Here is a 12,074-nt window from a genome sequence, read left to right on the forward strand (position 1 = left end):
TTTTAAATCGAGGCAAGAAATAATCTTGATTACCAACAACAGTTATTTTAGAACCGATAATTGTTCGACGCCTTTTGACTGTATTCAATTAATGGCAGTTTGTTACTAGTTACTGAATTTAAGCAAACAGGGTCACCAGAATATCCCAGGTCATGTGAACGACAATTCCGGGCCAGAGCGATTTACTTCGAGCGTAGAGCCAGCCGAAGAGGGCACCGAGGGCGGCAACGGAGACCAGATTGCTGATCCAAGCCATGGGACTCATGGCGGGGATCGTCGTGAGGTAACGGGGGATGTGTAGACTGGCGAAGGCCAGAGCCTGAATCGTATTGGCGGTAGCTAAGGAATAGCGGGTCAACAGAACATTTAGGAAGTAGCCACGGAAGACGAACTCTTCACTGACCCCGACGACTAAGAAGTAGCGACCCCAGAATTCGGGGCGGAAGGTGTGACTGATACGCAGGCCGTGATGGGCCAACATAAATTGTCCGACCAGGTAGATGATGACCAAGGCTAAGACGAGATAGCCAGGGGTGAAGCGCCAGTTAGGTCGCCACTGATCCCGGTTGGCTAAATACAGGTCACTCGGTGCTGCCTGATGCAAGAACCAAGCCCCGGCACCTAACCAGACGATGAGTTTGATAGCATCTAAGGCGAGTTCTTGGGACCAGCCTACGAGATGGCTTTCGATAGGAACATTGAGGACGATCTGAACGACTAACCAAACTAGCCAAAAGCCAATGAGGTTGAGGGCCAATCGTCGAGTGGTAATTGAACGCGACATGGGCGACACTCTTTTCTAGAATAAAGGTTTACTCATATTGTAGAACACTTTGACTGAGTTGACTGTAAAGTTTAGGTAAGGATCGCCAATAACAACTAATGTTATCAGTGTATACATTTAAAGTAATCAGTGTTAACATAAGATGTAAACAGTGTTTTGGCGGGACTTTAAAGGAGGCTGAACGAGATGGCAGAACGACCCTATCATCGAGAAAATTTAGCGGCGACGATTGCGCAACAGGCACGAATTCAGTTGGAAGCCAACGGGGCGGAACAACTTTCCCTACGACAAATCGCACGTTTTCTGGACGTGACGCCGGCCGCCGTTTATCGGCATTACCCGGATAAGGCGAGTCTATTGACGCAACTCAGAGTGACGATTACCGATGAATTGACAGCGACTTTACGTGAGGGTGTCCTGGATTCGGCGGATGCCACGGTCATGTTGACGCGGATGGTGACCAATCTCTTGGCCTATGCGGCCCAACATCCCCAAGCAATTGCCTTTGTTCTCACAACGCCGTTAGCGGTTCCCCAGAGCTTGCAAACGGTGGTTACCCTCTATACGGCCCAGCACCCAGCTATGACGGCCACACAGAACCCGGCACAGGCCTGCTGGCTGTTTCTATTGGGGATCTTGTTGGTTCATGACCAGACCCTAACGGCGGCGTGGATCACCACCCAGCTGACCCACTTACTGGGAAACTAACCGAAATGCCTGGTGGAAAACACTTTACTTTCAAAAAGTAAGTGATAAACTAAAACAGATTGTTAAGCTAACTAAATGCCCGGTAACCGGGACTTGAAATGAGGTCATTAAATTATGGAAACTAAATTTGTCGAACTTGCCAAGAAACGGCGGAGCATCTATGCTTTGGGTCGCGACGTGAAGCTCAGTCAAGACGACTTGGTTGCGCTGATTAAAAACAGCGTCAAGCAGGGGCCATCATCCTTTAACAACCAGACGACGCGGGTCGCTATCCTATTCGGTGATTCACACGAAGAACTTTGGGACATCGTGATCAATCGTCTGAAGCAAGAGGTGCCCGATGCCGATGCCTTCAAGCGGACCGAAGCCAAGATTAACGGTTTCAAGGCGGCCTACGGGACGGTCTTGTTCTTTACCGAAACGAAGACGGTTGCCAAATTCGAACATGACTTCCCGCTCTATGCGGCAAACTTCCAGGATTGGTCAGAACAGTCCCAGGGGAATGCACAGTATGCCGTTTGGACGGCACTGGCAGAAAATGGCGTTGGTGCCAACCTGCAACACTATAATCCCCTGATCGATGATGACGTTCGGAGTACTTTCGACATTCCAGCTAGCTGGCGTTTACGGGCCGAAATGGACTTTGGGTCCATCGAAGCACCGGCCGATGACAAGGACTACATGTCTGACGATGAACGCTTCTTAATCTTTAAATAAACACGTCAAATAAGGGAGTCTGTCCCCACCAGATTGGTGTTGGGCAGGCTCCCTTTTCCTTAGGCAATCGTCGAGAGACGGTCACGTGTTTTAGACGTAAGTATGCTAAAATGAGGGCTAGAACAGAATCTTTTAATTATCGGAGGTCAAGGTCAGCATGCAAAAACGAATTGCCATTATTGGCGGCGGCATTGTCGGCGCCACCGCAGCTTATTATCTCAGTCAATTACCAGGCGGGCAGAACGTGAAAGTGACGCTGTTTGACGACGGTGTGGGTCAGGCCACCAGTGCCGCCGCCGGCATCATTTCGCCATGGCTCTCGAAGCGTCGTAACCAGCAATGGTACCGCTTAGCCAAGGCAGGGGCCGACCTCTACCCAGAACTTATCCACGATGCCAAGTTGGGGACGGACGTTTACCAGCAAACGGGAACGATTGTGACGCGATCGGATGATAGTGATCTCGAGGCGCTGTTTGCCTTGGCCCAAGAACGCCGGCAAGATGCCGCGACCATGGGGGATGTTAGTGCGCTCAGTGCCACTGAGGTTCAAGCCAAGGTGCCGCTGTTAACGACGAGTCACCCGGGTGTCTTCATCAGTGGCGGTGCCCGTGTCGATGGGGCCGCATTGGTGGCTGGCCTGTTAAAGCAAGCCACGTCGCAGAATTTAACGATTCGGCGCGAACGCGTCACCCTCGACAATCAAGGTAATGTTGTGACGTCGGTGGGGTTAAAGCAATTTGACCGGGTCATCGTGGCTGCCGGAGCTTGGGTTAAGGAACTCCTGGCACCGCTGGGCGTGCTTGCTGACGTCCGACCGCAGAAGGGTCAACTGATTGAGCTAGCCGTCAAGGACTTTGAGTCTCAAGAACGGATGCCCGTTGTGATGCCCGAAGGTGAACGGGACTTTATCCCATTCGGTCATGGCAAGCTCCTCGTGGGGGCGACCCATGATGACGAAGGCAAATTTGACCTGAAGGCGACGCCGGAAGTGACTGCCGATCTGTTGGGCAGTGCGCAACGGCTAATGAGTGGGCTAACCGCCGAAAGTGTGACGGCAACGCGTGTTGGCACGCGGGCCTATACACGTGACTTCGCCCCATTCTTCGGGCCAGTACCCGAACATGAAGCTATCTTAGTGGCTTCTGGCTTGGGGTCTTCAGGCCTGACAACTGGGGTTCAGATCGGTCGCTTACTCGCCGGATCCGCCCTTTATGGTGGAACTCCCGACTGGAGTGACTATGAGAAGCCACTCACGACCTACTTGGCCACCTCTGCGGAGTGAAGCGCCTGATTGGCTAAGGTGTGGGCGCCCTGGTTTTGTTTCTCGGGAACCCATTGCGTGAGTACCAGTTGAAAGGGTGCCTGGGCCGCTAATAAACGGTCGACCCGGTCTTGGTAATGTTTTGCATAATGTTTGGTTAAACTGTCGTTAACGATCTGGCTATCGGTGTAAAATAAAACGGTAGTCGACGCACTTGCGGGTCCCACTAGTTGGCTGAGTTTTTCAAATCCCAGCCGCGCGACTTCAAATTCGGCCGCGTGGTTGGTCTTAGCCAGCAGGGGGACCTTCAATTGTGTCTGGTGATGATCGTGAATGATGAGGATGCCCCCGGCACTCAGTCCACTCTGTGGCTGGGTGGCCGCATCCGTATATAATGAATACACAAGAATCACTCCAATTTTTTCGTGAGGTGTTGAAGCTAATGATAACGCAACAACGACGCTTTTTGTATCAACCTTATCCACTGGGAAGCATCATTAACTGGAGCTGGACGCTGATTATTTTTCTACTCGGGGTCATCTTCTGGTTAGAAGTGACGCATTTTAATTGGATGACACTGGCCTTCTTTGTGGTCTTTGCCTTACTCAGCTGGATCGAGATCCACTTTCGTAATATCACCATGGCTGACGGGATGTTAACCGTCAGTCGGGTGCTCAATCACCATCATTTGGTGATCCCCTTGGCGGACGTCAAGGGGGTTCGCGTGGCCCGTTTTCGTTTAGGAATCGTGGCACAAGGGCGGATCTATCAATTCTTATTACCGCAAAATTCAGTGATCGAGTTAGCCGCCTTGATTCGGGCGGCCATGCCCGAACAAGTCGAACGAGAGGATGACTAATTTGAAGGATATTGAAATTTCACAGGCCACGCCGCTGGAACCGATCGAAAAGATTGCGGCCAAGGTGGGGCTCAGTCCCACCGATATTGAACCATACGGCCATACCAAGGCCAAGATTACCTTGCCACTCCCTGGCCAGCACGAGCTAGGTAAACTGGTGCTCGTGACGTCCATTAATCCCACCCCAGCCGGTGAAGGCAAGTCCACGGTGGTGGTTGGTTTGGGGGATGCCCTGAACCGGGCGGGTCACCAGACTGTTTTAGCCCTGCGTGAGCCCTCAATGGGCCCCGTCATGGGGATGAAGGGGGGCGCCACCGGGGGTGGTTACGCTCAGGTTGTGCCAATGGAAGACATTAATCTGCACTTTACCGGAGACATGCACGCCTTAACCGAGGCGCATGACACCCTGGCAGCCTTGATCGACAACCACATTCATCACGGCAACGCGTTGAACCTGGATCCCCGCCAGATTGTCTGGAAACGGGTCTTGGATATCAATGACCGTGAATTGCGGCAGACCGTCGTTGGGCTGGGTGGCCGGACGTCCGGCACGCCACGTCAAGACGGCTTTGACATTACCGTCGCGAGTGAACTGATGGCGGTGCTGTGTCTTAGTGAAGACCTGACGGACCTGAAGCGGCGGGTGAACCGGATTCTCATTGGCTATACCTATGACCGCGAACCCGTCACAGTGGCCGATCTAAAGGTCGGCGGGGCCATCACGTTACTCTTAAAGGATGCCATCAAACCCAATCTGGTCCAGACGCTGGAACATAACCCCGCCATTATCCACGGGGGACCTTTTGCGAACATCGCCCACGGGTGTAACTCCGTGTTAGCCACGCAGACGGCCCTGCAACTCGGGGACTTTGCGGTAACCGAAGCCGGCTTTGGGGCCGACCTGGGTGGCGAGAAATTCATGGACATTAAGACGCCAGTGTTGGGGAAGACCCCCGATGCGGTGGTGGTCGTGGCCACGATCCGAGCCCTGAAGTACAACGGTGGTGTTAAGCGCGCCGATCTCGAACAAGAGAATGTCGCGGCCTTAAAGCAAGGCAGTGCCAACTTGAAACGCCATATCAAGAGTATGCAACAGTATGGCGTACCGGTGGTCGTTGCCATCAACCGTTTCACCAGTGATACCGATGCCGAAGTGGCCGCCCTGACCGCTGAGGTGGACGCATTGGCCGTTCCGGCGGCCACCACGACCGTTTGGGCCGATGGTGGGGCAGGTGCTACTGATTTGGCAGAGAAGGTCGTCACGGCCACACAACAGCCCAAGGACTTCCATCGCTTGGTACCAGCGGGGGCCGATCTGATGACTCAGATGACGGCCATTACCCAAAAGATTTATGGGGGAGCTAAGGTTGAATTGTCCGGGAAGGCACAGCGCCAGTTGAAGACGTTTGCCAAGCAGGGCTGGGACAAGTTGCCCGTCTGCATGGCTAAGACCCAGTATTCACTGACGGATGACGCCCACCAATTAGGGGCACCGACAGAGTTCACGATTCATGTGCGGGAGTTTGCCCCGCGTTTAGGGGCCGGCTTCGTCGTTGCACTGACGGGAAACGTCTTGACGATGCCCGGACTACCGAGTCATCCTGCGGCTCTCGATATGGATATCGACGCCGAAGGAAAGATTACCGGGTTGTTCTAGTCTTTTAACCAACCTTTCAAAGCGATTGAAATGAGTGACGAGGCCTGAAAAGGGTTTCGTCATTTTTGATCGGATGAAACGGTGGTAAACCGACAGTTGGCGGGGATGCATTGGCCCACAAATGGGTGGCCTGTCGACTAACTTTCCCAATCGATTCTTTTCCCGAAGTTTTCTGGGCCAGAAGCCGCCGAACCAGCCGGTTTTCTGGTATACTTTTCAACAACGACTTATAGGAAAGGTGTTTCATAAACTTATGCTGATTGCCAATATTATTTTAATAGTGGTCCTGGTCGGAATCGATCAGTGGATCAAGCACGCGGTGGTCTTAAACATCGCGTTAGGTGGTGAGAAGCCCTTTATCCCCGGGATCATGTCTCTGACGCACCTGCGGAACGACGGGGCAGCCTGGAGCATCTTGCAGGGGCAGATGTGGTTCTTTGCGGTCATCGCCGTGATTGCCTTAGGGATCATGGGCTTCTTCTTCTGGCAATACCGCAACCAGCGAGAACACTGGGTGGAGGAACTCGGTCTGGCCTTGATGATGGCCGGCACGATCGGAAACTTTATTGACCGGTTGCTGAATGGTTATGTGGTTGATATGTTCCAACTCACCTTTATTAATTTTCCAATCTTTAACTTCGCCGACAGTTGCTTAACGGTTGGCGTGATTCTAATTGCGGTCGGCGTATTTCTTGCCGATCGCCGGGAGGCTCAGTAATGCAAAACGACGAATTTAAAGTCACAGCGAGTGCTCGGCTAGACAAATTAGTTGCCGAGACGGTGCCGACAATTTCACGATCGCAGGCCAAGGGGGCCATCGAGGCCGGTCAGATTAAGGTTGACGGCCAGGACGCCCGACCAAAGGACAAGCCAGCGGTCGGGGCCACGGTGACCATTAGCCTACCCGACCCACAACCACTGGATCTCGTCGCCGAAAATATTCCCCTAGACATTGTTTATGAGGATAACGATGTGATTGTTGTGAATAAGCCCCAGGGGATGGTGGTCCATCCTGCCCCAGGTCATCCCGACAAGACGTTAGTGAACGCACTCCTGTATCACAGTCCACTCTCCAGTATTAACGGCACGTTGCGACCAGGAATCGTTCACCGGATTGACAAGGATACCTCGGGACTCTTGATGGTTGCCAAGAACGACCACGCGCATCAGAGCCTGTCGGCACAACTCCAGGCTAAGACCAACCTGCGGGAATATGTGGCGATCGTTCACGGTAACTTCAAAGAAGAAGAAGGGGTCATTCGTGCGCCACTAGGGCGTTCACCCAAGGACCGAAAGAAACAGGCGGTCGTCGCCGATGGTCGGCCGGCGGTCACGCACTTTAGAGTTCTGGAACGCTATGGCAATTACACCTTGATTGCCTGTCGCTTGGAAACGGGACGGACCCATCAGATTCGGGTTCATTTGGCTTACATCAAGCATCCCGTTGCGGGCGACCCTTTATACGGTCCCAAGAAGACTTTAAAGGGTGCGGGCCAATTCTTACATGCCAGAGAGCTGGGCTTCAAGCAGCCAACGACTGGCGAGCAACTCGTCTTCACGGCACCGGTTCCAGCCAACTTCGCCGCAGCGGTCAAGCACCTGCGGTTACAGGCCGGTTTGCCAGTTGACAAACCAATCTAGTTTTTTTATGCTAAACGTACGAGAATAGCGGGTTTACCGGTGTTCCGGCGGGCGGGTTTCTTCACCAGTATTGCCGAAGAGACTCGCCCGCCTTCTACATAGGCGGATGCCGGGGAATTTTAAGGAGGAAATAAAGATGGCAAAGGTAGTTGTGGACGCAATGGCAATGCAACGGGCCCTGACCCGAATCACATACGAAATAATCGAACGCAACAAGGGCGTGGATGACTTGGTCATTCTCGGAATTAAGACGCGCGGTGTCTATTTGGCGCGGCGGATTGCCAGTCGCTTGCAACAGCTTGAAAATGTCACGGTACCGGTGGGTGACCTTGATGTCACGCCGTATCGCGATGACATTGACCACGATGCCCAGGGCGATCCCCAGGTGAGTGGTGAGAGCATCGACTTTTCTGTAGCAGGGAAAAAGGTCATTTTAGTTGATGACGTACTCTATACCGGTAGAACCATCAGAGCTGCGATGAGTGCCGTGATGGCACTGGGGCGGCCGCAGTCCATTAACTTGGCCGTCTTGGTCGACAGAGGTCATCGGGAACTCCCAATCAGAGCGGACTTCGTTGGGAAAAATATTCCCAGCTCACAACGAGAACGGATCAAGGTCTCTGTCAGCGAAATTGACGACCGTGACGCCGTAGAAATCCAACAGGTATGACTGACGAAGGGGCCGATTTAGCATGGCAAAACGCTATTTAATTTTAGAAGACGGCTCGGCCTACGCCGGTGAGGGTTTTGGTGCTGGCGCCACGACGAGCGGCGAAGTCATTTCCAATTTAAATTTACTTGGCTATCAGGAAACGATTACCGATCAGATTTATCACAATCAGATCATTATCTTTTCGCAACCTGCCATTGGTAACGTCGGGATTAACCACGATAGTTACGAGTCGATTCTGCCCACGGCTAAGGGGATGGTGGTGCGAGATGTGACCAATATCTCAACCAATCGTCTTTCCCGTTTATCCCTGGATGAATTTCTACAGCAGCACAATATTCCAGGAATCAGTGGCATCGACACGCGACACTTAATTCGTAAGTTGCGCAAGATGGATGGGCCGGTCAAGGGGAGTATCGTCGACGTTGCCGACGCCCACGCCTTTGACCAACTGAATGCGACCGTCCTGACCAATCGCCAGGTCGATCAGGTTGCGACGCCCAAGCCGTATCCCAACCCGGATACCGGGAAGAACGTGGTCGTTATCGACTTTGGGTTGAAGCACGGGATCTTACGGCAACTGTCTGAGCGACGGTGTAATGTCACCGTGTTGCCTTGGACGGCAAGTGCCCAAGACGTCTTGAACCTGGATCCAGATGGAGTCTTACTCTCCACGGGTCCCGGGTCACCATTAGACCTCGGTGAAGGGGTACTAGAGATGATTCGCACGGTTCAAGCCGAGATTCCGCTCTTTGCGATTGGACTGGGTCACGAACTCTTTGCCTTGGCCAATGGGGCGACATTGGCGGCTCTTCCGGTGGAATATCATGGGAGTAGCCATCCGATTCGCCGAATCATTACCAACGATATTATTTATGCGACCCAGGGTCAGGGTTATGCGGTGGTGGCCAAGTCGATTGACCGTAACCGGTTGATTACCACCTACGTTGACCTGATCAACGGGACCGTCCAAGGATTACGGCACCGGGACTTCCCGGCGTTCTCCGTTCAATTCTTTGCGGATGGTGCCCCCGGTCCTCACGAGAGTCGGGACCTATTCGATGAATTCATGGAAGCAATGACAGCACGGGAGGGATAGACTTGCAGAACTTGGATGACTTACAAAAGGTTTTGATCATTGGGAGTGGTCCGACGGAGATTGGTCACGAGACCGAGCTAGATAGCGCCACCGTGCAAATTATTACGAGTTTTAAACGTCATGGGATTAAAACCATGATTATTGATAACAATCCCTTCTCTGTGGCTTTAGAGGAGATTCAGCCGACGAACATGTATGTTCAGGCGGTGACGACGGCCAACGTCCGCCACATCATCGAACGCGACCAGCCGGATGCCATTCTGCCTAGTCTGGGTGGCCTGCTGGCCATTCGAATTACCCAAGAGTTGATTGAGAATGGGGATATCGGTCGGTTTGGCATTACCATTCTGGGGATGCCGGCTAGCACGGTTCGTCAGATTAACAACCCGGCAGAACTCAACGCCACGTTAAAGGAAATTCAGGAGCCAGTCATTGAAGCCCAGGTCGTCGGCACCGAGGATGAGGCCTTAGGATTGGTCGAGTCGATTGGTTTTCCCTTGATCGTGAAGCCAGTAGCGCCCCGAATTGATTCAAACCGAACGATTTGTGATAACGTCGACGATATGTTGGTAGCCTTGAATCAAGGTTTCCAGCAATCACGCTTTGACCAATGTACGTTGGAACGCAGCGTGGTTGGCTATAAGGAAGTTGAAATGGTAGCCATTCGGGATTCGGCGGATACCACGATTCTGATTTCCGGCCTCGAAAACGTCGATCCGTTGGGGATTCACTCCGGAGACTCAATTGTGATTGCGCCACCACAAACGTTAAATGATCGGGAATATCAAGACTTACGGGACGCGACTTTCCACATCGCCCGGGAACTTGGGGTCGTGGGCGTTATGCATATTCACTTTGCCCTCAACCCGGACAATCAACACTTCTACGTCACGAAGCTAGCGCCTTACTTTACTCGTGGGGTGGCTCTAGCAGCGCGGACCACCGGTTATCCGGTAGCCATGGTGGCTGGACCGTTGATGCTGGGTCAGCGTCTAGTGGATATTAAACTCCCTAGTCGCTATGTGAAGCAGACGGCCATTATGGAGCCAACCATTGACCACGTGAGCGTCCGGATTCCCATCTGGCCGTTTCAAGAAGTGCCCGATGCGGACCAACATCTGAATACCGCCATGAAGGCTGTTGGTTCAACGGTCGGCATTGGTCGGTCGGTGGAAGAGGCCATGTTGAAGTCGGTCAGAAGTTTTCAGTTTTCACCACGAGACGTGTTGCCGAGTGTTAGCAATTTAACCGATGGCGAAATGATTAGCCAACTGATTCATCCACTGGCTAATCGGATTCTGGTCCTGATTGAAGCCCTTCGTCGGGGATACGATCCCGATGAACTGAGCGAATTAACGAAAATTGATAATTTCTACTTCGTGAAGCTAAAACACCTCTTACAGATTGAAAAACGCATCATGGATCACCCGATGGATGTCGACACCTTGAAGTGTGGCCGGTACTACGGCTTTGGGGATGGGATGATTGCGCGGATCTGGCAAACGGATACCGCTGCTATTCGTGAGTTGTCTGCCTCTGCGGACGTGCGTCCCACCTACAAGATGATTGAACCCACCGGGGGCGAGTTCGACGAAGAGGCCAGTGGTTACTACAGCACGTTTGAATTTGAAAACGAGAGCCAACCGCTGGGTGATCGGACGGCGTTAGTTCTGGGCCGTGGTGGGAACCAACTGGGGCCGAATTCCGCTGCCGAATACTTCACGACCGAAATGTTGAAGCAACTCAAGCGCGCGGGTTATCATACCATTCTGATGAATACCAATCCGAATGCCGTGGCCGTGGCGCCGGAGTTCTCCGACAAGCAGTACGTCGATCCCATTCAATTGGGGGACATTCGTAATGTGATTCAGGTGGAGCATCCGGACATCGTGATTGTGCCCGGAAACCGGCATTACCTGACGCGTGAGTTGAGTAAGCTCGATTTAAACTTGCATGTGTTGCCACCCGATCAGGAGACCGGGGAGCCTCAACCTAAGCGCGCAACGATTGGGGTTAGCCTGTTTGTCCATGAACAACATAAAATTGCGGCTGGAGTGATGGATATGATTGCCCCGGGGATGAACCAGAACCTGGCGCAGGTGACGGCATTTCGGATGCCAGCTGAGTTGCCTAAGGCTGATCGGGTCCGCTTGGTTGAGATGGCCAAGCAGGCCGTGAGTGAACGTCAGATTTCGGGGATGGTGCAGGTACTCTTTGCGCCGAAGTCAGACAAGAGCGATGCCCTCACGGTGGTGGGGGTCCGGCCAACGCGGTTGACCGAGATGGCCTTCTTGAGCAAGGTCACCGGGATCAACTGGGTGCGGATGTTGACCCGTCAGCATATCGGAACCTTGGATGATGAGGAACTCGGCGAGATTAAGATTGACCTGAACAGTACGCGGGTTGCCTTGATGAATGCAGCCTTCCCATTCCGGCAGTTGCATGTCTTGAATCGGCCAGGGACGACTGATCAAGAAGTCGGAGCCACGATTGCATTTGGATCGAGTGAGGCTCTGTCCTTGCAAAACCTGAGTGATACCGAGGAGCTGGACCGGATCATCAATCGAACCATTTAAAAGAAGAAATATGAGCGAGCTGGCAGAATTGGCCGGCTCGTTTTTAAGGTTCTCTGTCAACTGTTGTTGGTAAAATTCGTATGAAGGTAGCTTGATCACGGT

General features: G+C 52.8%; 12 protein-coding genes. 10 read left to right on the forward strand and 2 right to left on the reverse strand.

Annotated elements, in window-relative coordinates; all coding sequences use genetic code 11:
• Positions 1–118: 118 nt before the first annotated feature.
• Positions 119–784, reverse strand: coding sequence for a CPBP family intramembrane glutamic endopeptidase (locus tag IV54_RS06010; RefSeq protein ID WP_057878490.1), 666 nt, complete (start codon positions 782–784; stop codon positions 119–121).
• A 186-nt stretch (positions 785–970) separates the two neighbouring features.
• On the opposite strand from IV54_RS06010, the gene IV54_RS06015 reads away from it, so the two are divergent.
• The 3 genes from IV54_RS06015 to IV54_RS06025 all read left to right on the forward strand — a co-directional run bounded on the left by IV54_RS06015 (position 971) and on the right by IV54_RS06025 (position 3,491).
• Positions 971–1,492: a TetR/AcrR family transcriptional regulator gene (locus IV54_RS06015; RefSeq protein ID WP_057878491.1), complete on the forward strand. Its 522-nt coding sequence runs from the start codon at positions 971–973 to the stop codon at positions 1,490–1,492.
• A 114-nt stretch (positions 1,493–1,606) separates the two neighbouring features.
• Positions 1,607–2,209, forward strand: a complete 603-nt coding sequence (locus IV54_RS06020; RefSeq protein ID WP_057878492.1) for a nitroreductase family protein — start codon at positions 1,607–1,609, stop codon at positions 2,207–2,209.
• 157 nt (positions 2,210–2,366) lie between these two features.
• Positions 2,367–3,491, forward strand: coding sequence for an NAD(P)/FAD-dependent oxidoreductase (locus IV54_RS06025; RefSeq protein ID WP_057878493.1), 1,125 nt, complete (start codon positions 2,367–2,369; stop codon positions 3,489–3,491).
• Here IV54_RS06025 and IV54_RS06030 read toward each other — a convergent pair.
• Complete coding sequence (locus IV54_RS06030; protein ID WP_057878494.1) at positions 3,467–3,874, reverse strand: ribonuclease HI family protein; 408 nt, start codon at positions 3,872–3,874, stop codon at positions 3,467–3,469. The genes IV54_RS06025 and IV54_RS06030 overlap by 25 nt on opposite strands.
• A gap of 38 nt (positions 3,875–3,912) precedes the next feature.
• On the opposite strand from IV54_RS06030, the gene IV54_RS06035 reads away from it, so the two are divergent.
• The 7 genes from IV54_RS06035 (at position 3,913) to IV54_RS06065 (ending at position 11,972) form a co-directional block, all read left to right on the forward strand.
• On the forward strand, positions 3,913–4,329 hold the full coding sequence (locus IV54_RS06035; protein WP_057878495.1) for an EbsA family protein: 417 nt from the start codon (positions 3,913–3,915) through the stop codon (positions 4,327–4,329).
• Between the two features lies 1 nt (position 4,330).
• On the forward strand, positions 4,331–5,986 hold the full coding sequence (locus IV54_RS06040; RefSeq protein ID WP_057878496.1) for a formate--tetrahydrofolate ligase: 1,656 nt from the start codon (positions 4,331–4,333) through the stop codon (positions 5,984–5,986).
• 253 nt (positions 5,987–6,239) lie between these two features.
• On the forward strand, positions 6,240–6,704 hold the full coding sequence (gene lspA / locus IV54_RS06045) for a signal peptidase II (protein WP_057878497.1): 465 nt from the start codon (positions 6,240–6,242) through the stop codon (positions 6,702–6,704).
• Entirely contained in the window at positions 6,704–7,627 is a 924-nt protein-coding gene (locus IV54_RS06050) for an RluA family pseudouridine synthase (RefSeq protein ID WP_057878498.1), read from the forward strand. Before lspA ends, IV54_RS06050 begins: the two co-directional genes overlap by 1 nt.
• A 136-nt stretch (positions 7,628–7,763) precedes the next feature.
• A complete protein-coding gene (gene pyrR / locus IV54_RS06055; RefSeq protein WP_057878499.1) occupies positions 7,764–8,297 on the forward strand; it encodes a bifunctional pyr operon transcriptional regulator/uracil phosphoribosyltransferase PyrR in 534 nt (177 codons plus the stop codon).
• A 22-nt stretch (positions 8,298–8,319) separates the two neighbouring features.
• A complete protein-coding gene (locus IV54_RS06060; protein ID WP_057878500.1) occupies positions 8,320–9,396 on the forward strand; it encodes a carbamoyl phosphate synthase small subunit in 1,077 nt (358 codons plus the stop codon).
• Between the two features lie 2 nt (positions 9,397–9,398).
• Entirely contained in the window at positions 9,399–11,972 is a 2,574-nt protein-coding gene (locus IV54_RS06065; RefSeq protein ID WP_057878501.1) for a carbamoyl phosphate synthase preATP-grasp domain-containing protein, read from the forward strand.
• Positions 11,973–12,074 lie beyond the last annotated feature (102 nt).

This window comes from Levilactobacillus paucivorans (genome assembly GCF_001437125.1).
Lineage (GTDB): Bacteria > Bacillota > Bacilli > Lactobacillales > Lactobacillaceae > Levilactobacillus > Levilactobacillus paucivorans.